Source organism: Natrinema sp. HArc-T2 (assembly GCF_041821085.1).
Taxonomy (GTDB): domain Archaea; phylum Halobacteriota; class Halobacteria; order Halobacteriales; family Natrialbaceae; genus Natrinema.
Genome location: NZ_JBGUAZ010000003.1, coordinates 528,071 through 550,816, shown reverse-complemented (window position 1 = coordinate 550,816; position 22,746 = coordinate 528,071). Strand labels below are relative to the sequence as shown.

Here is a 22,746-nt window from a genome sequence, read left to right as displayed (position 1 = left end):
TCGACTACGCGACTGGCCGCTCGCCCGGAATCCCGACCAGTTCCCGAAACGCGGCCCCCGAGCGGTCACAGCGGTAGGCCGGCTTGAACATCATGTTCGACCCACCAGCTTGCACGTTCCACGCCGATTCGATCTCCTCGCGCAGGTAGTACTGTGGTCGCTCGTTGCCCTCGGCGACGTAGTAGTCGCTGATGCGGATCGGATCGCGCTCGAAGAGGCCGCCCGGTTCGCGTCCATCGACGATGACGACCGGTTTCTCGAGGAAGAGGTCCCCGTCCTGTGCACGTTTTGCGTGAGCATTGTCAGGATGTGCTGCGAGGATCGCTTCGCGCTCGGCTCGAGGCATGTCGGGACTGGCGACGACCACGTCGTCGACAGTAAAATAGCCGATCAGGTAACGGTGGGCGCGATCACCGTCCGGTCGGCGCAGCCCGGCATAAAAGCCGACGACGTCGCCGGGCTCGAGCGCGCGCAGCCGTGAGACGTAGCCGCTGGTCCGATGTTCGCCGTAGGTCAGCGCCTCGAAGTTAGGGTCGCGATGAAGCGGCCACGACGCGAGGGCATCGCCGGTAACGGTCTCGGCCCCGTCGCCGACCGGCTGGGGCGTGATCCGGGTCGTGAGATCGGCGGCGACGCCGTCGTCGGCTCGCAGTTCCCACGACCCGAGCGTCTCCGATTCCGTCGTCTCGCGGGTTTTCTCTGGGATCGGGACGTACTCGAACCGGTCGTCATCGTACAGCGGTGCCAGCGCGCCGACGTTCGTGCTGTCGGCACCGACGCCGGCGAGAACGACTGTCATATTCGGACGTACACGCCAATCGGGACGGCGCAGCGATAAATCCGCCGAAAGTACGGACAAGGCTACTCCCGAGGCCGATCTGGTATACTGCCGGACAGCGCGGCTCAGACAGTGATCGCACTCGAGACGCTGTCACCAGCGGAGACAGACGTTGTCACGCGCCCGAGTGTCTACTGACGTTTGTCCGGCAGTATCGTGTTAGCACTCGGTCGTTCGAGCCCGGTAGTACAGCGGGATCAAAAGAACGAGAAAGAGCAGTCCGACCGCGGCGACGCCGAACCAGACCGTCGACAGCACGCGACCGGGAAGCATGCCGGCGACCTCGAGCACCCACAGGAGACTGTAGATGCCGATGAGTCCCAGACTGACGACGTACACCCGGAGGAGCAAGCCGGCGACCCGGTACAGCGTCGTTTTCGTGATCCGCGGCGGCAACGCCGTCTCGAGTCGACCGATCATCGCCGCATCTCCCCTCCGGCGTGGCGCTGGCTACTGCATGCCTCGACCGGGCGGTCACTCCGCGAGTGCTGATGGTGGCTGCCAATCGAATACGAACCCATCGGACCGATACCACACGATGGGCTGCCGACTCGCTTGAATCTTTGTGCCGGTCGTCGCAGCCGCGTGGCCTCTCGGCGTGACTGATACTGCCGGACAGAACGACGTGAAGCCGGTCGCGAATTCGCGGCCGTCCCCACAGGTGACGGCCGCACGTATGCGACCGGCTTCGTATTGACTGCTGTCCAGTAGTATGAAGACGTCCTCGAGAGGTACCCTTATCGGGCCAGGGGTTCCACACCCGCCTATGCGTATCACCTTTCTCGGAACGGGCAGTGCCATGCCCACAGGCGAACGGTTTCAGACGGGAATTCTCGTCCAGGAGGACGGTCGCACGCTGTTGATCGACTGCGGTGCCGGCGTTCTCCAGCGGCTCCAGCAGTCCGGCATCGGCTACGAGAACGTCTCGACGGTCCTCTTGACACACCACCACTTAGACCACGTCGCCGACCTGCTGCCGCTGATGAAAGCCCGCTGGCTCGCCGGCGAAGACCACCTCGAGATCGTCGGCCCGCAGGGCACCAAGGCGCTCGTCGACGACTTGCTCTCTGTCTACGAGTACATGCAGGACAAACTCGAGGTCCAGGTACGAGAGGTCGTCCCCGGCGAGTTCACCGTCGCGGGCTTCGACGTCTCGGCCTACGAGACGCGCCACTCGGTGCCGTGTCTGGCCTACCGCTTTGGCGATCTCTTCACGTTCAGTGCCGACAGCGAGGCCTTCGCCGGATTGGCGAACTTCGCCGAAGGATCGGCGATCTTCGCCCACGACTGTTCGTTCCCCGACGATGTCGACGTCTCGAACCATCCGACACCGGACGCACTCGGTCGAGAACTCGCCGGCCGGGAGCTCGGCCGCGTTTACCTGACCCACCTCTATCCACACACCGACGGCCACCACGACGAGATGCTCGAGTCGATCGCCGCTCATTACGACGGCGACGTCCGGTTCGCCGAGGATCTCCAGACGGTTTCGGTCGAGTAGTCGGACGATCGACGCTCACGCCGCCACATCGATTCTCTACAGCCGTTCGACATTACCTGGTGAATTCGCCTCAACAGCGGTTAATACGCCCGTTTATTGAGTGGCGACGGGCTGCACTCGTAGACCGAACAGGTATATACCGTCGAGTTTGTAGGATCATAACAACAGATGTACCCGACCGACTGCACGCAGCCGACTCGCGAGGTGTTCGAATGAGCCTCCCCGATCGGCTCGCGGACGGCATCGCGACGCACACACGGATCGTGCTCGTGGTCCTTTTGCTCTCGACAGCGCTCATCGGCGCGGGAATGCCACGAGTCGACGACGACTCGTCGCTCTCGCAGTTCGAGAGCGACTCGCCGGAAGCAAAAGCCCTCGAGCGCATCGATGGCAACTTCACGAGCGAGCAACGGGAGAACACGACACAGGTACAGGTAATCGCACGCGGTGACAACGTTCTCACGAAAGAATCGTTGCTCTCGTCGCTCGAGTTCCAGCAGGAACTACGAGCGAACGAGTCGATCAATTCGACGCTCGTCGAGAATCAGTCGATCACCGGCGTCGAGAACATCGTTGCGACGAGCGCGATCAGAAACGAGCAGGCTGCCGAACTGAACGACACGCGATCGCAGCTTCAGGACGGCCTCAATCAGACCGTCGGACTCCAGCGCCAGTACGAGCAGTTAAACGCGTCCTATGAGCGTGGCGCGATCAACGAATCCACGTATCAGGCACGGTCGGCCGAACTCGAGACGCAGTTCGACGACGTCATCGACGACGCAACGGACGAGCTGAACGAAAGCCAGACCGACGAGTACGTGTCGGTCGTCCAGCAGGCTCGAGAGATCGAATCACAGCGCGCTGCGATCCGCGCCGAGACGGAGAACCCCGAGGCTGATCCCGACTACCAGCAACTGTCCGAACAGCTCCAGGGCGTCTATCAGGCCGGAACCTACGGCGTGCTCGAGGACGAGTACGCTGCACTCCAGCGCGAAGAACTGCCGCCGCTCGACGAACAGATCGCGGCGCTCGAGGATCTCGACAATGACGAGTACGAGCGGGTCCTCGAGCAGACGTTATCGAGTGATAGCTCCGACGACAACTTCGCGATCGCGCTGATGCCGACCTCGTACGAACCGGGCAGTACGCAGGCCGACGCGCGGATGACATCGATCACGCAGGCGACCGCCACAGACAGCAGTGGTGGGATGGAAGGTTCCATCAGCGACCGCATCGTCGAGAGTCAACTGCAGATCCGAGAACTCGCGAACGAACAGACGGGTGACTACCTCATCTTCGGTGGTGGCGTCATGACCGACGAAATCGAGCGGTCGATGGGCGATAGCCTCGCCATCGTCGGCCCGCTCGCCTTGCTGTTCGTCGTCGTCGCACTGATTGTCGCCTACCGCGACATCCTCGACATCGTCCTCGGGGTCGCCGGCATCGTCGCCGTCCTCGTCTGGACGTTCGGCTTCATGGGCTGGGCCGGGATCGCGTTCAACCAGATGTTCGTCGCGGTTCCCGTCCTGTTGATCGGACTCTCGATCGACTACGCGATTCACGTCTTTATGCGCCACCGCGAACAGCGCGAAGAAGACGGCACCACCGGCAGCGTCCGCGGCTCGATGTCGATCGCACTCGGCGGCGTCGGCGTCGCCCTCGTCTGGGTGACAGCCACGACCGTCATCGGCTTCCTCTCGAATCTCGTTAGCCCGATCGGACCCATTCGGGAATTCGGGATCGTCAGCTCCGTCGGTATCGTCGCCGCCCTGATCGTCTTCGGCGCGCTGATTCCGGCTGCCAAGATCGAACTCGACGAATTGCTCGAGTCCGTCGGTCTCGACCGGCGCAAGCGCGCGTTCGGGACCGGGCAGGGCCGATTCAGCGACGCGCTCGCGGTCGGCGCGGTCGCCGCTCGCAAAGCGCCCGCGGTCGTCCTCATCGGTGCCCTCCTGGTAAGTGCAGGGGGTGCCTACGGCGCGACGCAGGTCGACACCAGCTTCCAGCAGGAGGACTTCATCGCGGACAGCCCACCCGAGTGGACCGAGAGCCTGCCCGGCCCGCTCCAGCCCGGCGAGTATCAGGCCAAAAACGACCTCGAGTACGTCAACCAGCACTTCCAGCGGGCGGACAGTCAGGCACAGATCCTCGTCGAAGGGAATGTGACCGATCCAGACGTCCTCGATCGAATCGAAACCGCTCGAACGGATGCCACCAACAGTGACGTTGCCTACACGCTTGCGACCGGCGAGGCGGACGTCCAGGACCCACTGTCGACGATGCGATCGGTCGCTGCACAGAACGAATCGTTCAACAAGTCGTTCACCGCAGCTGACACCGACGACGATGGCGTCCCCGATGAGAACGTCTCGGGGCTGTACAACCAACTCTTCGAGATCGACCACGAGGCCGCAAACCAGGTTCTCCACCAGACTGACGACGGAGACTACCAGGCAGCACGACTGGTTATCGCCGTTGAGGGTGATGCCTCGAGTGCCGAGACGACCGACGAAATGCGTGATATCGCCACCACCATCGAGGAGGGCAGCGACGACCGCTGGAGCGCCGTCGCAACCGGCGATCCGATTGTCAGCCACATCGTCGAACAGGACCTGCTCCAGACCGTCCTCGAGAGTCTGTTGATCACGCTCGTGTCCGTCTTCGTCTTCCTGACCGTCGCCTACCGGCTGACAGGCAGCAGCGCGACGCTTGGGGTCGTAACCTTGCTCCCGGTCGCGTTCTCCGTGAGCTGGATCTTGGGGACGATGTATCTCATCGAGATGCCGTTTAACGTGCTCACAGGGATGATCACGAGCCTCACGATCGGACTCGGTGTCGCCTACAGCATCCACGTCAGCGACCGCTACGCTCTCGAGTTAGAGCGCCAGGGCAACGTCTGGACGGCACTCCGGACCACGGTAACAGGTACCGGCGGGGCGTTGCTGGGCAGCGCGGCGACGACCGTCGGCGGGTTCGGGACGCTCGCCGTCGCGATCCTCCCGGCACTCCAGCAGTTCGGTATCATCACCGCGCTGACGATCACGTACGCGTTCCTCGCGAGCGTTATCGTCCTGCCGGCGCTGCTGGTGCTGTGGACGCGGTACTTCGGCCCCGACGTCTCCTTCGATCCGTCTGGTGCCGGCCAGCCCACGCCGACCGCAAGCGACGGCGGCACGTCGAACGCGACAGACGACACGCGCTCGGCGAGAGGTGATGACAAGTGAGCGGCGGCGAAACTGAAGCCGTCGACGCGTTCGAGGACCTCGGCCTGACCAGCTACGAGGCCAAGGTGTTCATCGCGTTGCACCGGCTCGGTGCCGGGACCGCACGGGACGTCGCCGATATCACCGACGTTCCGCGGTCGCAGGTCTACAGCGTCGCCGAGAGCTTGGAATCGCAGGGTCTGCTCGAAGTCCAGCAGTCGAACCCGATCCGGTACCGACCGGTCAGCGTCGACGAGGCGCGCGAGACGCTCCGAGCACGGTTCGAACGAGAACAGGACCGGGCGTTCGAGTACGTCGAAACGGTCAAACGCGAACCTGCGGGCGAGGAGACCCAGGAAGACATCTGGACGGTCCGTGGCCGCGACCGCGTCGACGATCGAACCGTCGACATCCTCTCTCAGGCGGACGAGCGGATCGTCTTCGGGACTCGGCTGCCGGAACTCGTCACAGACACGATCGAACGAACTCTCGTAGAGCGCGCCGAAGCCGGCGTGACGGTCGTCGTCGTCAGTCGAACGACGGCAGTCCGAGACCGGTTCGCCGATCACGATGTCATTACCGTCGAGAACCCGCCAGCCCACGGGACGGAAGACCAGCGATCGGGCCGGATCGCCATCGCTGACGACGATAGCATCCTCCTGAGTGTCGTCGGCGACGAAGGCAGTGAAACCGCGATCTGGAGTTCGGGGTCGCTGTTTGCCTCCGTCTTGATCCAACTCATCGAGGCAAGCGACGAGCTGGCAGTCGAGAGCAGCTGACCGACGGCGACCGTCACTCCAGCCGATAGCGCAACAGCGCCGCGACCCCGCCGAGGTTGGCGAGTTGCTGACCCGGTGGGAACTCGCTCGAGAAGACCGTCACCTCGCCGCCTTTCTGCTCGGTCGTCCGAACGATCTGGTCGATGTCGATGTCCCACTCGCCGTCGGGGCCGCGTTCTTTCCGGAGGCGGTCGTCGAGGACGAGCAGGCGATCGATCGCGCCGAACTCGGCGGCTTTCGCGACCTGTTCGGGGCCGTAGGCTGCCTTCGCGCCCTCTGCCATCCGTCGGGTGAGTTCGTCGATGTATTCGGCCTCGCTCTCGATGCGAGTCTCCTCCTGGACGTCGGCGACGGCCCCGCGTTTCAGGACTTCGTGGACACCGCGGTCGCCGACCGCCGCCGTATCGACCATCGTAATCAGCTCGGCGACCTCGGGTTCGTTGTCCTCGAGATACTTGTAGGCGTCCTGTTTCGTAAAGCCGGGGCCGGCGAGGATGATCGCGTCGACCTCGAGGCGTTTGAGGACCGTGCCGAGTTCCGCGAACAGCTCCGAGCGCTCGCGGGCGTACTCGCCTTTCCCGGTCGGGCCGGTGAACGCTGCTCGCTCTTCGGTGCCGTACTGGGCGACCGTGTGGACGTGGGCCTGTCCCTCCTCGACGGTCGCGATCGCCACGTCGGGGTTTTCGGTCGCTTCCTCGGCCTCCTCGAGGCGGGCCTTTTGATCCGGTTTGAATCGTTTCTCGATCGAGAGCTCCTCGCGGGTTTCGACGTTCAACGTGTGGTGAAAGCCCAGTTGATCCTCGCGCGAGCAGGCGACGATCTCGCCGCCCACTCGCAGCCGGTTGGCGAATTTGTGGAACTCGATGTCCTCGACGGCGATCGCGACCCACATGTGTTCGCGCTCGCCGCCGGTATCGCGCATCTGGTCGTCGTTGCGCTGGATTCGCCGGGTCGTATCGCCTGCGACGCGGTCGCCGGGCTCTAGGACGTACTGCAGGTGCCAGAGATCGTCGACGCTCTCCGGGACGACGGTGAGCCGCTCGCGGCCACCCTCGACCTGCTCCCGGTCTTTGATCTGCATGGCCGTGGCTTTGCGGGGCCGCGGTAAGTGGACTGCGATCGGTCGTCCAGTGCGGTCTCGAACTGCTCGCTGCTCCTGTGTCATCAGGCGAACCGAGCACTCGATCACCGATTCACGACAGTCACTTTATTTGCAAACTGTTGACATAGGTAGGGCATGACACTATTGACGTCGCACGCATCCGTGTGAGTATGAACGCTGGATACACAGCGCGACTCGAAGACTTCGGTACGCGCTCGCTCGTGACACATGCCCTCATGGCATTGACGTTTCTCGGGGCCATGGTTGCGGGGCTGTTCGTCGACGGACAGATCGGACTCGTCTCGTTCGTCGCATTTCTCAACTTCACCGCCGGTGTGTGGATCGCACAGTCGATACATTCCCTCGGAAACGCACAGACCGACGATTCGTACACCGGCATCCTGGGCGTCCTGGCAGTGCTGACCGATACAAGCGGTGAGAAGCACTACCACGGGCTCGATACTGGTCGGCTCGCCCGCCTGCTCACGCTGATCGCGCTCGTGACGTCGGTTTCGCTGTTCGTCGCCGGGGAGGTCCTCTCCGGCGTCCTGGCTCCAGTCGGGACCGTCGCGATCGCCGCCGTCGCCCTCGTGACCGCGATGGTCGGGTTCCTGATCGCCATGAGTTCGGCCTACGACGCGTCCGAACGCGAGCGGACCCGGACAGTCGGTCGCGAGCGCGACCGCATCGAGACCGGCGAGCCCGGGCAGCCGACCATCGAACTCGAGGACGGAACCGACATCGAAATTTCGGTTCGTGAATCACACGTCGACGAACCGGCGACCGAGTCCCGGTAGCCGACAGGTGGGACACTCCACGCCGTCGCTCGAGCGAGCCGGTTCGGAACGCGGTCCGAACCGAGGTGTCCGTTCGAGCGACACTCGAGTGCGTTGGTGACCCCAGTCGATACCGCGGCCCCGTTATGAGATTCGATCGTCGAGACGTCGGCGTAGAGCATCGATGTGGCGCAGAGCCAGAGAGTCGATTCTGACCGGAGGTTGCTAGCTTTATGATGGTGACCGATGCCTCAGATACGTGAGGCCCGAACCGAGGCCGAAACACACAATGACAGACTCGAGCACGGAGTTCACAGCGCCAATCCGGATCGAGGTGTTCGTCCACGCCCACACGTCCGCGGCTGTCGTGGAGCCGCTCAAAGAGCTCGTCGCGCGCGCACGTCGGCTCGAGGACGCGATCGGCGCTGCCGTCCACATCGAGACCTGGACAGCGGTGCGACCCGCACTCGAAGAGGTCAGCGATTCCGGGCCGTCGATAACGGGAACCGTCGAGGCGTTCCAGTCGTGGGCCGACCAGGAAGGCTACGACCTCGAGCCGGCGTTCGACTGGCGTGAAACGCCCTCAGTGATCGGTCATCGGGCTGCCGAAGTTCGCGTCCCAACCGCGTGCGTCGCCGTCTACGCCGACGGCGACCTCCAGTGTGTCGCCCCCTGTACCGACGGCGACCGCAGCTACACCGTCATGGACTGCCTCGCCAGACTCGAGGAGGGCGTCATCGAGCCCGAGCCGTTCGACACGCGAGAGCGAAACGACGTCTCACATGACGCATCCGACAGCGACGAGTCCACCGAGAACGCCGAGCGATACGCTCGATCTGAGGAACTCGAGTAGCAGCCGCGTTCGAACGCCGTCTCGAGCCGTCAGTGGGAGCCGGACTCGGTCGGCGCGTCTGATCGTTCCTCTGTGCCGGCGTCGCGACCGTCGCCGTCGGTCGGCGTCGGTTCGGCGTGCTTCGCCCGCTGCGGTTGCATGCTGGGGCCAAGTGCCAGAAACACGACGAAGCCAATTATGACCGCCATCGCGGCGACGGCGATCCAGCCGACGATGGTAACGGCATCGAGTCCGCCGAGTACGGCGGGGGCGAGCACCTCGAGCAGTGGCATCAACTATCCTACTCGATGATGGCCAATCAGCGTTGACCCGTCTATGTCGGGGTCACTGTCGATCCCCCCGGAGTCTTCACGATCCCGGGAGAGCACCGCGTCTTAGTCGCCCTTGATCCGGCTCCCGCCCGGCGGCATGAAGTGTTGAATTCGGTCGGGACTGGCGATCTTTCGGACGAACGACTCGTCTTCGAATCGCTCGCGGAACCGGCGATAGAGCCGTTTCGCCGTATCGGCCTGTGCGTACCGACCGGGCTCGAGTTCGATCGTCGTCTCCACCCGATCCTCGATGGCCGACGGCGGGCCGCCGATGACGCGGGTGTACGGCTCACACTGGATGCCGACCGCTGCGCCGACCGGCGTATCCCGGTAGTAGGTCCGGTCGCCACGGATCGCGAACCCACCTTTCTCCAGGTATTCACCGCTCTCTGGGGTCTTCGTGACCTGATCGGCGTCGACGGCGTAGACGTCGCCCGCGTAGCGACCGTCTTTCCAGACCGACGAGTAGGAGACGGCGAACTGGGCGGCTTCCTCGATGCTCGAGTCGGGCAGTTCGATGTCGCTCGAGGAGGCCTCGCTGGGATCGGTCGCCTTCAGGACGGTGACGGGGCCGCCGTGGGCCTGGGTGTGGAGGACTTTGTCGCCGGGCTCGAGATACTTCTTGACGAGTTCCTCGTTCTGGTCGGCGTTGCGCCCGCCGATTACGAGGTAGCCGTCGCTCGTGTGGAACCAGCGGAAGCGATCGAACCAGGGTTCGTTCTCGCGAATGGGAATCGACGGCTCGGCGAGCCAGTCGCGCTGTTCGTCCGCGCCGTCGTCGCCGTCCTCGGCTGCGCTTTCGCTGTCGGCGGCTTCCCACTCGTCACGGCGCCGTTTGGCGTCCTCTAAGTCCTCGCGGGTGTCCTCGATGGCCGCGAGCGCGCCCTCCTTTTTTTCCTCGACGCGCTTGGCCTCGGTGTAGAGTCGATCGGCGTTCTGCTCGACGCCCTCATCGACGACGAGGTCGATCCGGTCGCCGTCGAGGTCGATCGTGACCGTCCCGTCGCTGCCGTCGACGTCGACGACCGCCTCGGCGGCTTCGATGCCCTGCTCGGCACCGGCCTCGAATCGCTCGCGGATCTCGTCCCACGGTCGGTCCTGTGCGCGGGCGTCCTGGATCGTCGAGAGGATCTCGTCGACCAGTCCGTACTCGGCATAGAGCAGTTCGGCCTGCTCGCGCAACGCGTCGGCCTCCTGTTCGAACCCCTCGATCGCGCCCTGCTGTTGCTCGATGATGCGCTCGTACTTGGCGACCTCCGAGTCGAAATCCGGTCGCTGTTCGGTCGGTTCCGGCTCTTCGTCCTCGCCGAGCTCGAGCTGGAAGAAGTAGTCATCCAGCGCCTCGAGGAACGTGTCGTAGGACTCGCCCACGAGGTCGTCGTGTTCCTCGAGCGGGAACGGGGTGACGTCGACGACGGGACCCTCGCTTGCGTCGCCGTCTCCGTCGTCCGCGTCGTCGCGCTCGCGGTAGAGTCGCGGCTCGAAGTTCCCGTTTCGAATGTCGAGCGCGAGCCGTTCGATGGCCTCGTAGACGCGGTCGTACACTGCCTCGTCGGCATCGGCGATGTCCAGTCCCTTCTCGACGCCGGCGCGGGTACAGACCTCCTCGGCGTAGAGTCCGCCGAAGTTGAGCTGGGTCGCGAGCGTCCGGACGACGTCCGTGTCGGAGTCGTCCATCTCGTGGTCGAACGCCTCTCGAGAGACAGTCAGCGGATTGATCCGGGACTCGGGGAACTCGTAGCGCGAGCCCGGCACGACGGTTCGGGATTTCAGTCGGACCGTCTCGAGGCAGTCGATCACCTCGTACTCGCCGTCGGTGACCGCGACGTTACCCTGGCCGAACAGTTCGACGATGATCCGGGTCGTGCCGTCCTCGCGCTCGAAGGTGAACTCGAGGATGCGGTCGAACTCGTACTGTTCGACGCCGGCGAAGTCAGCGCCCGACAGGCGGTTGCGCAGCATCATCGCGAACTGCGGCGGTCGGCCGGGGGCGTCGGGCACCCGCTCGGGAGCGACCGTGTGCGCGCGTTTGATCTCGCCGACCTCGAGGATGAGTTCGATGCGACCCCGGTCGAAATCGCGCATCTTGAGCCGGACGAGATCGTCGCCGTAGAGATAGGCCTTGTCGACTTTCGCGCCCTCGTAGGCACCGCATTCCCCGACGAGAGCGGCGAGGTCGACGCTGGTGAGTTCCCGCTTTGGATCCATACTGCACACTGCCCGGCCCGGTCAAAAAGACGTGTCGCTCCGGCTCCCATCGGGCGAGGTCGGAACGCCTAATCCGCGCCGGCACGCAGTCCGTGATATGACCCACGCCGTCGGTGGACAGCCACACGAGCTCGCTGCTACGGTATCGCGTGCCGGGGACTGGGACCGATCGCGCTCCGCTCGAGGGGGTGCCCTCGTATGAGCGGGGCCGACGGCCAGCCCTGGACGGACGTCTCGCGCTTTCCCGACTTCCTCGACCATCTCAACGCCCAGGGCGGGGCGACCGTCCACGGGATCGTCGACCGGATCGAGGCCGACATCGACATGGACGGGATCGCATACCACGATCGCGGCATCCGCGTGCCAGGCTACGACGCGACGTTCATCCCGGAACCGGAGGGATCGCAGGTCGTCCCCGCGTTCAGCGTCGAGGTGCAGACGATCGGCCCCCGCAGCGTCTGGGCGGTGTTCGACGCGACGCTCTCCTGGGACTTCTATCTCCTCCAGACCGACGACATCGCGGCGATCGCCTGGGTGAGCGACGAGGAGTTCAACGCCGAAGAGGCCGGGATGTTCATGTCGAAACACGACGCGCTCGCCGCGGGTCGGTTTTCCTTTGGCACGTTCATCTACGGCGGCGAGGAGTGGGACGAACAGCGCGAACTGATCGAGGACACCGACACACCGGCGTTCCTCCAGCGCGACGACGGCAGCGTTCTGGTGCCAACCGATCAGGCCGACTTCTACAACGTCGTCAACTCCACACCACAGGAGTTCCGCCAAAACGGCGGTGGTGCCCCCTCGCATCTCGGCTTGCTCGAGCTCGAGATCACGATCGACTGAGACGGCCCCGTCCCCCGTTTAGCGGGTCCGGGCGGAAATCTAGACACTCACGGTCTCGCGGACCCAGCCGCTCGAGCCGCTGGGGAACGGACTCGATTTTTCTTCTGGTTGGATGTCGCCGGTGCCGTCGATCGCGCGGACGACCACCTCGCTGTCGCCCGCCGGTGGCTCCCAGGTGTACTGCCACTGCCGCCAGGCGTCGCGGTCGCCGAGTACGTCCGCCGGATCGAACGCCTCGCTCAACTCGGCAGGTTCCCAACTGTCGCCGCCGTCAGTCGACACCTCGACGGTCTCGATCCCACGGGTGCCCGCGTAGGCGTGCCCGCCGACCTGCACTCGTCCATTGTCGAGTTCGTTGGTCGTCCAGAGCTTCGCGATCGTGTTCACCGGACCGGTGCCGTGCCAGCCGCGCTCCTCCCAGTAGCCGTCGACTTCCTCCTCGAGCACCTCGAATTCCGTGACCCACTTGACGTTGATCTCGCCCCAGTGGCCGGGAATCAGCAGCCGAACGGGGTGGCCGTGGGCACGCGGCAGCGCCTTCCCGTTCATCCCGAATGCGAGATAGCCACGCTCCATCGCGGCGAGGGGAAACTGCTGAAAGTATCCGTCTGCTGCCTGGACCCGCACGCACTCACAGCCCCCGCCGGGGCCGGCGCGCTTGAGCATCGGCGCGACGGGGACGGTCGTCCAGATCGCGTTATCGAGTAAGTCCGCGTTCAGTTGTTCGCCGACACAGCGCAGCGTGTTGTAGCCCGTTCGCACGTCGCCATCGATGAGTTCGTCGTACGTGAGCGTGTAGTCGGTGTCGACTTCCCCAGTGACCGTGAGCGTCCAGTCGTCGGCGTTGACGACGGGATCGATGTTGTTGATGTCGACGGTGAAAAACGCCGACGACTCGCTGACAAGGCCCGGAATCCCGTCAATCTCGAGTTCCATGTCGGCTGCCTGCTGGCTGAGCGCTGTCGCGTCCGCTTCGAGATTCCCCTCGAGGTCTCGCTCGAGACCAGGCGATTGGCGCGAACCGATCGCATACGATATAATTCCGAATCCGAACGCCCCTCCCGTCAGGGCGAGCAGCTGCCGACGGCTCGCGTCGACGCCCGCTTCCGGGACCGGTCCACCGGGCCGTCCACTCACGAGCGCAATCAAAATCGCCGCAGGAACCGCTGTCCCGACGGCAGACGCGATGTCGCCCACGAGTAGCCACGCGAGAAGCGCCATCGCGGCTCCGACGACTGCCGGCTGGCTCACCCACGCCGGGACCGGTAGGCGCGGCGACAGCATCTTGCCACCGACCAGTGCGAACTGGGCGACGACGGCGAAGAGCCCGATCGTCAGCGCGACTGCGACGAGCGACGCTAGCGTCTCACCCAACCGGCCCAGTTGTTCGATCGCAACCGTGAGCACGACCGCTGGCGTCGTCGTGACGACGAACGCATCGACCGGCGCGACGACGAACGACGGCGTCCTCCCCGAGACGGTAAACGAGCCCGCGACCGCGACGATCGCCGCAAGCAAGGCGACGATCGCTCTCGAGCCGGCCCACCGCACATGAGCGATCACAGTACCCAGCGAGTTCGAAAGCATGTGTGTGGTATGTGTTGGCACGCAATAGGTGTCTCCCTCTCGCGGACTCGAGCCACCTCGTGCCGATCATGACGGTCCACACTGGTTAGTTGTCATTGATGTGCTAACTTTTCTTATGCGAGACGGAAAACAGCCGCTATGGCTAGCACCGGTGACGACGATGACGCATCGACGGCTTCGGACTCCGGAACCGGGCCGTCGGACGAGCGAGCGGGTCCCAGCGGCACCGACCTCACACGCGCGGATGGGTCGGGCACGAGCGACGGCGTCGTCCCGGCGACCGTCGAGGACGCCAGCGGTTACGGGCTCTCACTGACGCTGGTCGGCGGTGTCTTGCTCGCCCTGGCGTACTACGGCTACATCGCAGTGACCGGCCCGCAGACGCTCGGGCAGGCGATTCCCGGCCCGTTCTATCTCCTCGTGTTCGCGCTGTTGTTCGTCCTCGAGTTGTTCCAGAGCCGCGAGCGTGGGGCGATCGCAGTGGTTCGAGCGACCGTGCTGGCGCTGTTCTACGGCGGGCTCACTGCGTTCGCAATCGAGGGAAGCGTCTACCTCTGGCGCAATCCCGCTGTGGCACTCAACGGGTACGTCGGAGTGACCGTGCTGGCGGTGTCGCTGGTCGTCGCGGCGCTGGCGTACTTCCTCTATCTTGCCGCACTCGAGTCGAACGCGGCAGGAAAATAGCTCGAACGAGACCGGCTCAGAGCCGTTTGCTCACGTACGGCCCGTCCTGATGGTAGCCGAGTTTGTTCCGGTAGTACTCTCGAGCGCCAATACCCGAAATCACGCTGACCTTGTCGTAGCCGGCGTCGGCGGCGAGGGCCTCGGCGCGCTCCATCAGTCGGCGGCCGTAGCCCTGATGCTGGTGCTGGTCGGTCTCGCTTTCGTTTCCGACGGCGACCTCCGAGCCGTAGACGTGGAGTTCGCGGACCAGTGCCGTGTTCTCGAGTTCCGGACGGACCGGATCGTTCGGGAACCGAAGCCGACAGAAGCCCACGAGGAGGTCCTTCTCGAAGTCCTCGAACGAAATGAAGTGTTCGGTGCCACCACAGGCGTCGTAGGTCATCACGTCGAGCTCGACGTTGTCGGGGTCCTCGTCGTTCATCCCGGCCTCGCGACAGCGGATACACTCACACTCCCAGCCGTGCTCGTCCATGCGCTGGCGGGCGAGCTGTCGGAGGTTCGACTTCCAGACGCCGGCGTCGATGAAGTCCGCCGGAATGTCGCGCTGGACCCGCTGGAGGCGCGTGTAGCGCGGGATCATGTCCTTGATCTCCGCGACCAGCTCCGCGGCTTTGTCGTTGTCGAGCGGGTCGTACTCGCCTTTGTGCCACCAGTCGTAGGTCGCCGTCCCGCGGACGATCAGCGTCGGATAGATCTTCAGGTAATCAGGCTTCCACTGCTCCTGTTCGAAGAGCCGCCGGAAGTCCTCGAGACACATCTCTTTGCTCATTCCCGGCTGGCCCGGCATCATGTGGAAGCCGACCTTGAACGCTGAATCCCGCAGTCGCTGGTTGGCGTCGATCGACTCTTGGACGCCGTGGCCCCGATGCATCTCCCGGTTGATCCTCTCATAGGTGGTCTGGACGCCGACTTCGACTTTCGTCCCGCCGAGTTCGAGCATCCGATCGATCTGTTCGGGATCGCACCAGTCGGGTTTGGTCTCAAAGGTCGTCCCGATATTGCGGATGTCGGCGGTCTCGTTTTCCGTGATGACGTCCTCGACGTACTTCCAGTCGTACTCGTCGGGGTCCTGTGCGAAACTGACGCCTTCGGCCGGTTCGGGCTCCTTGTCGACGTCGTAATCGTTCATCGCCTCGAGCGCGCGCTTGACGAACCACTCCTGGTAGTCGTGGCTCCGGGCAGTCATCGTTCCGCCCATCAGGATGAGTTCGACCTTGTCGACGGGGTGGCCGATCTGGCGCAGTTGCTCGAGGCGCAGCGTCACCTGCCCGTAGGGGTCGTAGTCGTTTTGTACCCCGCGGGCGGCAGCGGGTTCTTCGCCCGTGTAGCTCTGCGAGGACGAGAACTCGGAGTCGGGGCCGCCGGGACAGTAGAGACACTTCCCGTGGGGACACCGCTCGGGCGAGGTCATGATCGCGACCGGCGAGACGCCCGACGCCGTGCGAACCGGTTTGCGCTGGAGCACGGTCTCGAGCGTCTCGCGGTGCTCCTCGGGCGCGTAGTCGAGCAGTTCGGAGTTTTTCGGTACTTTCGGCGCGGAGTGTTCCGAACAGGCCTCGAGTTTGGCTTTCTCGACCTCGTCGCGCTCGATCTCGCCGTTTAAGATCCGCTCGACGAGTGTCTCACAGACTCGCTCGAACGCTTCGGTTTCGGTCGGTTCGGGCGTCTCGGTACTCACTAGACGTGATTCGTCGCCGTTTGCGAATAAGCGTGTCGGACTCTGCGACTGCCCAGCCTCGCTGGTCGAGCGGGCTCTCGTTGTCTGGCGATCGTCCGCGACCTGCGGTCTGTCGTCAAGTGTCCAAAAGGTAATTCTTTAAGGATGGTCTCATCCTATTCCCGATAACTGAATGTCTCCCGACCTTGCGGTGGTCGTCGCCGCGGTCGCCGTGCCGTTTGTCGCCGCAGCACTCACGCCACTGTTCTTTCGTCTCCTCGGCGAAGAAGCCGGGTTCGCAGGGACCGTCGTCGCCGTGCTTTCGTTCGGCCTGCTTGCAACCCAATACGGGAGCGAGGGGACCGTCGCGCTCGAGTGGATTCCCTCACTCAACGTCGCACTCCGATTTTACGTGGACGGGTGGGCACTACTGTTTGCGCTGCTGGCAAGCGGTATCGGCGCGCTCATCTTTACCTACTCGCCGGCGTACATGCACGGCCAGTCGGGGCTCGTGCGATACTACGCTGCCTTGTTCGCGTTCATGGGCTCGATCATCGGCGTCGCGCTCGCGGCCGATCTAATCGCGATCTTTCTGTTCTGGGAACTCACGAGCCTCGCCTCGTTCGTGCTGATCGGGTTCTACACTGCCGACGACTCCTCGCAGTACGCCGCCCGGATGGCTATGTTCATCACCGTCGGCGGCGGGCTCTTCTTGCTCGTTGGCTTCCTGTTGCTGTCGATCGTCGCGGCTGATATCCTCGGTCCCGGCGCTGCGTTCGATCTCGCCGCGATGCTCGAGGAACCCGACGCGATGACCGCAGCCCTCCGAGGACGGGGGCTGTTTCTCCCCGTATTGGGGCTGCTCGCGATTGGCGCGGGGACGAAGTCCGCACAGGTCCCGCTACATTTCTGGCTGCCCAACGCGATGGCCGCACCTACGCCGGTCTCGGCGTTTCTCCACTCCGCGACGATGGTCAAAGTCGGCGTCTACTTCGTCGGCCGCGTCCGGCCCATGCTCGTCGGCCCCGAGTGGCTGTTCCTCTTTGCGACGCTTGGCCTGACGACGATGACCGTCTGTGCAATGATGGCCGTTGCGGCGACGGATATCAAGGAACTGCTGGCCTACTCCACGGCGAGTCACCTCGGGTTGATGGTCGCCGGTTTCGGCTTTACATCCGTCTACGGCGCCGAGACTGGCGTTTTCCACCTGCTCAACCACGCCCTGTTCAAGGCCGCGCTGTTTCTGGTCGCTGGGATTATCGCTCACGAGGCCGGCACTCGAGAGATCGACGACCTCGGCGGGCTCCGCCACGAGTTGCCGGTAACGGCGGCGATCACCACCGTCGTCGCGCTCAGCATGGCCGGAATACCGCCATTTAATGGCTTCTACTCGAAGGAGCTACTCTTCGAAGCCGCCGTCGAGGCGAGTCACTACCACGACATCGGCCTACTCGGCTGGCTCTACCCTGCCGTCGCCGTCTTCGGGAGTATCTTCACCGTCCTCTACTCGTTGCGGTTCCTCTCGCTGTTTTTCGGCGAGCGTCCCGACGCGCTCGGTCACGTTCACAGCCCACCCGTGACGATGCTCGTCTCCCCGGCCGTGCTGGCGCTGCTCGCGGCGGTCGTCAGCGTCGATCCGCAACTCGCGGTCGACGTCATCGTCCAGTCCGGCCTCGAGGCGACGGCGGTCGATCCCCACGAGATGCACGTCGGCCTCCCGACATCGTACTCGACGCCGGTTGGAATGAGCGCAGTGACGATCGCCGTCGGCGTCGCCGCGTTCCCGTTCTACGATCGACTCCACGACAGCATCCGGCGGTTCGTGGGGTCGACGCCGCCGGTCCGTTCGAACTGGTGGTACGACGTCATCATTGAGGGGCTCACCGACGAGGGACGCTGGTTCGCGGAAACGATTCACAACAGCCTCCTGCGGACGTACGCGACGTGGGTCCTGAGCGGGATCTGCGCGCTCGCACTCGCTGGCTTCGTCGCGGCGGATGCCATCGGATCGGTCGCGGTTGGCTTCGAGGTCACGCTGGCCATGGGCCTGGTCTTGCTCGTGGCAGTTGTCGGCGCGCTCGCTGTCGTCCTCTCCGACACCCACGTTGCGGGCGTCCTCACGCTCTCGATTCTCGGCTTCATGGTCGCCATCTTCTACATCCTCGCGAGCGCGCCCGACCTCGCGCTGACCCAGCTCGTCGTCGAGACGCTGGTTCTCGTGCTCTTCTTGCTCGTGATCGAGGAGATCCCGGCGACCGAACGGATCGCGGTCGGGACGACCGTCCGCGACATCGTCGTCTCGCTCGTCGTCGGGGTGACCGCGTTCGTCACGGTGCTCGTCTCGAGCGGCGTCCGCCCCGAGGGCAGCACCGACATCGCCCGCTACTTCGCAGCACAGGCCGTGCCGGAGGGCGGCGGCACCAACATCGTCAACGTGACGCTGGTCGACTTTCGTGGGTTCGACACGCTGGGCGAACTTGCCGTGATCGCACTCGCTGCGATCTCGATCCTGACGCTGATCGTCATGCGCGGTCGCGGCGACGACGAACGACCCACCGCTCGCACTGGCGACGCGATCGAGGCTCGAGACGACGCCGACACCACCGGAGGTGGCGACGAATGACGACGGTCATCATGCGCACAACCGCGCGAGCGATCGTCCCGATCGTACTGGTCGTCGCGATCTCGCTGTTCATCGAGGGTCACAACCTCCCCGGCGGTGGGTTCATCGGCGGCGTGCTGACGACGACGGCGTTCGCGATCATTTACATGGCCTTCGGTCTGGATTTCTTAGAGCGGGGAATCCTCGGGCGCGACGTCGACCCCGGCAAGGAACCCTCGCGCGACCGGGTCGTCGTGGCCTATCGGCGGCTGTTCGCTGCCGGCTTCGCGATCGCGGTCGTCAGCGGGCTCGCGCCGCTTGCCTTCGGGAAGCCGTTTCTCACGCAGACGTTCGTCATGCTCGAGGGGGTGCCGATCTACGATCACCTCGAGGTCGCGAGCGCGATCGCGTTCGACTTCGGCGTCTACTGTGTCGTTGTCGGTGGGTTACTGACGATCCTCTCGGTGGTGGGTGCAGAATGACGGCGATCGCCCTCGCAGCCGCGGTCGGGGCGCTGTTCGCGCTCGGGACCTTCCTGCTCTTGCAGCGGGACCTGATCCGGGTCGTCTGGGGGTTGGCGATTATCAGCCAGGCGGCGAACGTCTACCTGCTGGCGATGGGTGGGATCGCACCGGCGGTCGCCGAGTCGGTGCCGATCCTCGCCGGCCACGGCGAGGGTGCGCCCCAGACGGCTGACCCGGTGGTGCAGGCGCTCGTGTTGACCGCCATCGTCATCGGCTTCGGCATGACCGCGTTCGCGCTCGTGCTGTCGTATCGGGTCTACGAAGAACACGGGACGTTAGACGTGACGAAGCTGGGTGATCGCAAATGACGACGCTGCAACCTTCGACGACGCACGTAGCATGTGGTGATCGACGATGACGGCACTAACTGCCACCCCGGTCGGCACAGAATCACCGCTCGTGATCGCGCCGATGCTGATCGTCCTCGCCGCAGCCGCGGGAACGCTGTTGCTCGGCCGCTATCCGCGGGCTCGAGCCGCGGTGAGCTTGGCCAGCGGCATAGCCTACGCGACCGTAGTGGCGGCGATCGACTGGTATATTGTCCTCGCGCCGGACGCGCCAGGGATCGCGACCTACCAGGTCGGCGGCTGGCCGGCCCCCTTCGGGATCACGCTCGTCGCCGACGGCCTGTCGGCGTTCATGCTAACCATGGTCGCGATCCTGGGGGTCGCGTCGCTGGTCTTTTCGACCCGCCACCTCCCCGGCGGTGAGGGACGGAGTTACTACTTCCCGCTCTTTCACTTCCTCGCGCTGGGCGTGACCGGTGCGTTTCTCACCGGCGACCTGTTCAACCTCTTCGTCTGGTTCGAGGTGATGCTGATGGCCAGCTACGTCTTCGTCGCCTACAGCGGCGGCCCCCAGCACACCCGCGCCGCGTTCTGGTACGTCACGCTCAACCTCGTCGGCAGCGCCGTCTTCCTGCTGGGTGTCGGCGGGATCTACGCGACCACGGGGACGCTCAACATGGCCGATCTCGCACGGCGGCTCGCCGAACCGGCGGCCTATGGCCTCGAGCCGGCCCCAGTCGTCGGCCTGTTCGGCTTGCTCCTGTCAGTGTTCGCGCTCAAGGCGGGGCTCGTTCCCTTCCAGTTCTGGATCCCGACGGCCTACCGGGCCGCGCCGCCACAGGTCACCGCCTTGCTCGCCGGCGCGACGAAAAAGGTCGGCATCTACGCCATCATCCGACTCTCCTTTACCGTCTTCGCCGGAGCCGAGGTCGGCGTCGAGCTCGCGCTGCCAGGGGTGACGATCGCTGGCGACTCCCCACTGCCGTTCGTCGGCGCAGCGCTGTTCGTGATGGCCACCGCCAGCATCCTCGTCGGCGGGATCGGGGCCATCGGGCGAGACTCGCTCGAGGGCGTGTTCGCCTACTCGAGCATCGGCCAGGTCGGCTTCATCGCAATGCCGGTCGCGATCGCGACGACGGTGACGGCGCCAGGCCTGCGCAAGCTGGCGATCGTCGCCGCGCTAGTGTATGCCCTCAATCACACGCTGGCCAAGGGGCTGCTCTTCCTGTCGGTCGGCACGGTCCGGGCGGCGACGGGGACGAGCCAATTTGCCGATCTCGGCGGGCTGGCGAAGCGATCGCCGCCGCTCGCGATCGCGGTGTTCGTCGCCTCGCTCGCGCTCGTCGGCATTCCACCGCTGTCGGGCTTTTTCGGCAAGTTCCTCGTCTTCGACGCCGCGGCTCGAGCCCGCGCTGGCCCCGTGCTCGTCGTCTTGCTCGTCGGCTCGCTGCTAACGATCGCCTACACGACTCGAGCGTGGAATCGGAGCTTCTGGGGAGCACAGACGGACGCCGTGGAGGCGGCGACGGTCGATTCCGTACAGGTAGCTGTCCTCGCGGTCCTCGCGGTGACGATCGTCGCGGTCGGCGTCGGCTTCGAGCCCGTCTACGAGTTCGCGGAGCTCGCCGCCGACGCAGCCATCGACACCGACAGCTACGTGGACGCCGTCGCTCCGCAGGATGCGAGTGACCTGATCGACTCGAGCGCCAACGGAGGTGGGCACTGATGCGGGTTCGAACCTGGCCCGTCGTCGGCGTCGTTTTCGCCGTCCTGTGGGTATTCGTCCGCGGGCTGCCGCTGACACCCGTCTCGGTCGTCCGCGGGCTGCTCGCAGGATTGCTCGTCGGACTGCCGGTCGCGTTCGTCTTCCGGCGGCTCTACAGCAAGGACCTCGATCTCAGCCGTGTAATAGGTGCCTTGCCCTACGCCGGACTCTATCTGGGCGCGTTCACCTGGGAACTCCTGCGGGCGAACGTCGACGTCGCCTACCGAGTGCTCTCGCCGGGGATGCCGATCGAGCCCGAAGTGATCCTCGTCCCGCTGCGGGTCGAATCCGACCTCGCGATCACCATTATCGCCAACAGCATCACGATCACACCAGGGACGGTGACGCTCGATTACGACGACGAGACCAACGCGCTGTACGTCCACGGCGTCAACGGTCGCGATCCAGAAGCGATCGCCGAGCCGATTCACACATGGGAAAACTACGCACTCGAGTTGTTCAACGAAGCCGCGTCGCCATCCGACCCGCCGCCGGAGATCGTCGTTTCCGGTGGGGAAAGAGACAGTACCACGGACCGCCAAAACGGAGGTGTCGACGATGACTGAGGCCGACCCGGTCGTGCTCGAGACGGCGATCCACGGCGCGCTAATCCTCGTCAGTGGCCTCTGTGTCCTCTGTGGGTACCGCGTCATTCGGGGGCCGACGAACCCGGATCGGGTGGTCGCACTGGACGCCATCGGGACGAACGTCGTCGCGATTGCGGTGCTGTTCGCACTGCTGACTGGCCGGGGCCTCTTTATCACGGTGAGCCTCGTGCTCGCGATCATCGGCTTCATCGCAACCGTCGCTGTCGCTAAGTTCGTCACCGACGGCGAGGTGATCGAATGATTCACACTGCCATCGTCATCGCGCTGGTCGTCGTCGGGGCCTTTTTCCTCACCGTCGGCACCATCGGTCTGCTGCGCCTGCCGAACGTCTACAATCGGATGCACGCCACCAGTAAGCCGACGACGCTCGGCACCGCGGCGATCTTCCTGGCCGGCTTCGTCGAGTTCGGCCCCGGCAGCGAGGGGTTGACTGCTCTCATCGGGATCGCCTTCCTCTTTCTGACGATCCCGACTGGCTCGCACATGATCGCCCGCGCCGCCGAGCGCATCGGGGTCCCCTTCCTTGGGAGCGTCACCTGGCCCGACCCGAACGCGGTCGAACGACCCGGCGGTACCGAGCGAGCCGACGATGCCGAGCCAAGCGACGATTGAGGGCCA

Annotated in this window: 21 protein-coding genes; 14 read left to right on the top strand and 7 right to left on the bottom strand. The window is 64.7% G+C overall.

The features are described 5' to 3' along the window. Positions 1-4: 4 nt before the first annotated feature. Positions 5-799 carry a hypothetical protein gene (locus ACERI1_RS10350; RefSeq protein ID WP_373618068.1) on the bottom strand — a complete coding sequence of 265 codons (795 nt, stop codon included), beginning with the start codon at positions 797-799 and terminating at the stop codon, positions 5-7. A gap of 198 nt (positions 800-997) precedes the next feature. Further along, a complete protein-coding gene (locus ACERI1_RS10345) occupies positions 998-1,258 on the bottom strand; it encodes a hypothetical protein (RefSeq protein WP_373618067.1) in 261 nt (86 codons plus the stop codon). Positions 1,259-1,604: 346 nt separating this feature from the next. Here ACERI1_RS10345 and ACERI1_RS10340 point away from each other — a divergent pair, with 346 nt between their 5' ends. The 3 genes from ACERI1_RS10340 to ACERI1_RS10330 all read left to right on the top strand — a co-directional run bounded on the left by ACERI1_RS10340 (position 1,605) and on the right by ACERI1_RS10330 (position 6,321). Next, the gene (locus tag ACERI1_RS10340; RefSeq protein ID WP_373618066.1) at positions 1,605-2,339 is read left to right on the top strand and encodes an MBL fold metallo-hydrolase; all 735 of its coding nucleotides are present in this window, start codon (positions 1,605-1,607) and stop codon (positions 2,337-2,339) included. A 212-nt stretch (positions 2,340-2,551) separates the two neighbouring features. Beyond that, positions 2,552-5,563: an MMPL family transporter gene (locus ACERI1_RS10335; RefSeq protein ID WP_373618065.1), complete on the top strand. Its 3,012-nt coding sequence runs from the start codon at positions 2,552-2,554 to the stop codon at positions 5,561-5,563. Continuing rightward, positions 5,560-6,321 (top strand): TrmB family transcriptional regulator, encoded by a 762-nt coding sequence (locus ACERI1_RS10330; protein ID WP_373618064.1) that lies wholly within the window; start codon positions 5,560-5,562, stop codon positions 6,319-6,321. Before ACERI1_RS10335 ends, ACERI1_RS10330 begins: the two co-directional genes overlap by 4 nt. Positions 6,322-6,334: 13 nt before the next feature. Here ACERI1_RS10330 and ACERI1_RS10325 read toward each other — a convergent pair whose 3' ends face one another. Continuing rightward, positions 6,335-7,402, bottom strand: a complete 1,068-nt coding sequence (locus ACERI1_RS10325) for an mRNA surveillance protein pelota (protein WP_373618063.1) — start codon at positions 7,400-7,402, stop codon at positions 6,335-6,337. 191 nt (positions 7,403-7,593) lie between these two features. Between ACERI1_RS10325 and ACERI1_RS10320 the strand changes: the two genes are divergently transcribed. Together ACERI1_RS10320 and ACERI1_RS10315 are read left to right on the top strand one after the other, a co-directional pair. Continuing rightward, a complete protein-coding gene (locus tag ACERI1_RS10320; RefSeq protein ID WP_373618062.1) occupies positions 7,594-8,220 on the top strand; it encodes a hypothetical protein in 627 nt (208 codons plus the stop codon). A 268-nt stretch (positions 8,221-8,488) separates the two neighbouring features. After that, complete coding sequence (locus tag ACERI1_RS10315; RefSeq protein ID WP_373618061.1) at positions 8,489-9,052, top strand: HTH domain-containing protein; 564 nt, start codon at positions 8,489-8,491, stop codon at positions 9,050-9,052. Positions 9,053-9,081: 29 nt separating this feature from the next. Here the strand turns inward: ACERI1_RS10315 and ACERI1_RS10310 are convergent, their stop codons facing one another. Then, positions 9,082-9,324, bottom strand: coding sequence for a hypothetical protein (locus tag ACERI1_RS10310; protein ID WP_373618060.1), 243 nt, complete (start codon positions 9,322-9,324; stop codon positions 9,082-9,084). Positions 9,325-9,426: 102 nt separating this feature from the next. Next, positions 9,427-11,571: a ribosome rescue protein RqcH gene (gene rqcH / locus ACERI1_RS10305; protein ID WP_373618059.1), complete on the bottom strand. Its 2,145-nt coding sequence runs from the start codon at positions 11,569-11,571 to the stop codon at positions 9,427-9,429. Between the two features lie 198 nt (positions 11,572-11,769). On the opposite strand from rqcH, the gene ACERI1_RS10300 reads away from it, so the two are divergent. Further along, positions 11,770-12,414 carry a hypothetical protein gene (locus tag ACERI1_RS10300; protein WP_373618058.1) on the top strand — a complete coding sequence of 215 codons (645 nt, stop codon included), beginning with the start codon at positions 11,770-11,772 and terminating at the stop codon, positions 12,412-12,414. Positions 12,415-12,453: 39 nt separating this feature from the next. Here the strand turns inward: ACERI1_RS10300 and ACERI1_RS10295 are convergent, their stop codons facing one another. Continuing rightward, on the bottom strand, positions 12,454-14,001 hold the full coding sequence (locus ACERI1_RS10295) for a molybdopterin-dependent oxidoreductase (RefSeq protein WP_373618057.1): 1,548 nt from the start codon (positions 13,999-14,001) through the stop codon (positions 12,454-12,456). Positions 14,002-14,139: 138 nt separating this feature from the next. Between ACERI1_RS10295 and ACERI1_RS10290 the strand changes: the two genes are divergently transcribed. After that, entirely contained in the window at positions 14,140-14,685 is a 546-nt protein-coding gene (locus ACERI1_RS10290) for a hypothetical protein (RefSeq protein ID WP_373618056.1), read from the top strand. Between the two features lie 16 nt (positions 14,686-14,701). Here ACERI1_RS10290 and ACERI1_RS10285 read toward each other — a convergent pair whose 3' ends face one another. Further along, entirely contained in the window at positions 14,702-16,363 is a 1,662-nt protein-coding gene (locus tag ACERI1_RS10285) for a tRNA uridine(34) 5-carboxymethylaminomethyl modification radical SAM/GNAT enzyme Elp3 (protein ID WP_373618055.1), read from the bottom strand. Between the two features lie 172 nt (positions 16,364-16,535). On the opposite strand from ACERI1_RS10285, the gene mbhE reads away from it, so the two are divergent. From mbhE to mnhG, 7 genes are read left to right on the top strand one after another with little or no spacing between them, the layout of a single operon-like run. After that, positions 16,536-18,965, top strand: a complete 2,430-nt coding sequence (mbhE, locus tag ACERI1_RS10280; RefSeq protein WP_373618054.1) for a hydrogen gas-evolving membrane-bound hydrogenase subunit E — start codon at positions 16,536-16,538, stop codon at positions 18,963-18,965. Beyond that, a complete protein-coding gene (locus ACERI1_RS10275; RefSeq protein ID WP_373618052.1) occupies positions 18,962-19,426 on the top strand; it encodes an MnhB domain-containing protein in 465 nt (154 codons plus the stop codon). Before mbhE ends, ACERI1_RS10275 begins: the two co-directional genes overlap by 4 nt. Continuing rightward, a complete protein-coding gene (locus tag ACERI1_RS10270) occupies positions 19,423-19,776 on the top strand; it encodes a sodium:proton antiporter (RefSeq protein ID WP_373618050.1) in 354 nt (117 codons plus the stop codon). Before ACERI1_RS10275 ends, ACERI1_RS10270 begins: the two co-directional genes overlap by 4 nt. Before the next feature lie 46 nt (positions 19,777-19,822). Beyond that, on the top strand, positions 19,823-21,481 hold the full coding sequence (locus tag ACERI1_RS10265; protein WP_373618049.1) for a complex I subunit 5 family protein: 1,659 nt from the start codon (positions 19,823-19,825) through the stop codon (positions 21,479-21,481). After that, positions 21,481-22,086, top strand: coding sequence for a Na+/H+ antiporter subunit E (locus ACERI1_RS10260; RefSeq protein WP_373618047.1), 606 nt, complete (start codon positions 21,481-21,483; stop codon positions 22,084-22,086). The genes ACERI1_RS10265 and ACERI1_RS10260 overlap by 1 nt, the downstream gene beginning before the upstream one ends. Continuing rightward, on the top strand, positions 22,079-22,369 hold the full coding sequence (locus ACERI1_RS10255) for a monovalent cation/H+ antiporter complex subunit F (RefSeq protein WP_373618046.1): 291 nt from the start codon (positions 22,079-22,081) through the stop codon (positions 22,367-22,369). Before ACERI1_RS10260 ends, ACERI1_RS10255 begins: the two co-directional genes overlap by 8 nt. Continuing rightward, on the top strand, positions 22,366-22,740 hold the full coding sequence (gene mnhG, locus ACERI1_RS10250) for a monovalent cation/H(+) antiporter subunit G (protein ID WP_373618045.1): 375 nt from the start codon (positions 22,366-22,368) through the stop codon (positions 22,738-22,740). Before ACERI1_RS10255 ends, mnhG begins: the two co-directional genes overlap by 4 nt. Positions 22,741-22,746 lie beyond the last annotated feature (6 nt).

Excerpts from the sequence above, each read along its gene's own strand:
- ACERI1_RS10350 (WP_373618068.1), bottom strand. The coding sequence starts at position 799 with ATGACAGTCGTTCTCGCCGGCGTCGGTGCCGACAGCACGAACGTCGGC.
- ACERI1_RS10345 (WP_373618067.1), bottom strand. The coding sequence starts at position 1,258 with ATGATCGGTCGACTCGAGACGGCGTTGCCGCCGCGGATCACGAAAACG.
- ACERI1_RS10340 (WP_373618066.1), top strand. The coding sequence starts at position 1,605 with ATGCGTATCACCTTTCTCGGAACGGGCAGTGCCATGCCCACAGGCGAA.
- ACERI1_RS10335 (WP_373618065.1), top strand. The coding sequence starts at position 2,552 with ATGAGCCTCCCCGATCGGCTCGCGGACGGCATCGCGACGCACACACGG.
- ACERI1_RS10325 (WP_373618063.1), bottom strand. The coding sequence starts at position 7,402 with ATGCAGATCAAAGACCGGGAGCAGGTCGAGGGTGGCCGCGAGCGGCTC.
- ACERI1_RS10320 (WP_373618062.1), top strand. The coding sequence starts at position 7,594 with ATGAACGCTGGATACACAGCGCGACTCGAAGACTTCGGTACGCGCTCG.
- ACERI1_RS10315 (WP_373618061.1), top strand. The coding sequence starts at position 8,489 with ATGACAGACTCGAGCACGGAGTTCACAGCGCCAATCCGGATCGAGGTG.
- ACERI1_RS10310 (WP_373618060.1), bottom strand. The coding sequence starts at position 9,324 with ATGCCACTGCTCGAGGTGCTCGCCCCCGCCGTACTCGGCGGACTCGAT.
- rqcH (WP_373618059.1), bottom strand. The coding sequence starts at position 11,571 with ATGGATCCAAAGCGGGAACTCACCAGCGTCGACCTCGCCGCTCTCGTC.
- ACERI1_RS10300 (WP_373618058.1), top strand. The coding sequence starts at position 11,770 with ATGAGCGGGGCCGACGGCCAGCCCTGGACGGACGTCTCGCGCTTTCCC.
- ACERI1_RS10295 (WP_373618057.1), bottom strand. The coding sequence starts at position 14,001 with ATGCTTTCGAACTCGCTGGGTACTGTGATCGCTCATGTGCGGTGGGCC.
- ACERI1_RS10290 (WP_373618056.1), top strand. The coding sequence starts at position 14,140 with ATGGCTAGCACCGGTGACGACGATGACGCATCGACGGCTTCGGACTCC.
- mbhE (WP_373618054.1), top strand. The coding sequence starts at position 16,536 with ATGTCTCCCGACCTTGCGGTGGTCGTCGCCGCGGTCGCCGTGCCGTTT.
- ACERI1_RS10275 (WP_373618052.1), top strand. The coding sequence starts at position 18,962 with ATGACGACGGTCATCATGCGCACAACCGCGCGAGCGATCGTCCCGATC.
- ACERI1_RS10270 (WP_373618050.1), top strand. The coding sequence starts at position 19,423 with ATGACGGCGATCGCCCTCGCAGCCGCGGTCGGGGCGCTGTTCGCGCTC.
- ACERI1_RS10265 (WP_373618049.1), top strand. The coding sequence starts at position 19,823 with ATGACGGCACTAACTGCCACCCCGGTCGGCACAGAATCACCGCTCGTG.
- ACERI1_RS10260 (WP_373618047.1), top strand. The coding sequence starts at position 21,481 with ATGCGGGTTCGAACCTGGCCCGTCGTCGGCGTCGTTTTCGCCGTCCTG.
- ACERI1_RS10255 (WP_373618046.1), top strand. The coding sequence starts at position 22,079 with ATGACTGAGGCCGACCCGGTCGTGCTCGAGACGGCGATCCACGGCGCG.
- mnhG (WP_373618045.1), top strand. The coding sequence starts at position 22,366 with ATGATTCACACTGCCATCGTCATCGCGCTGGTCGTCGTCGGGGCCTTT.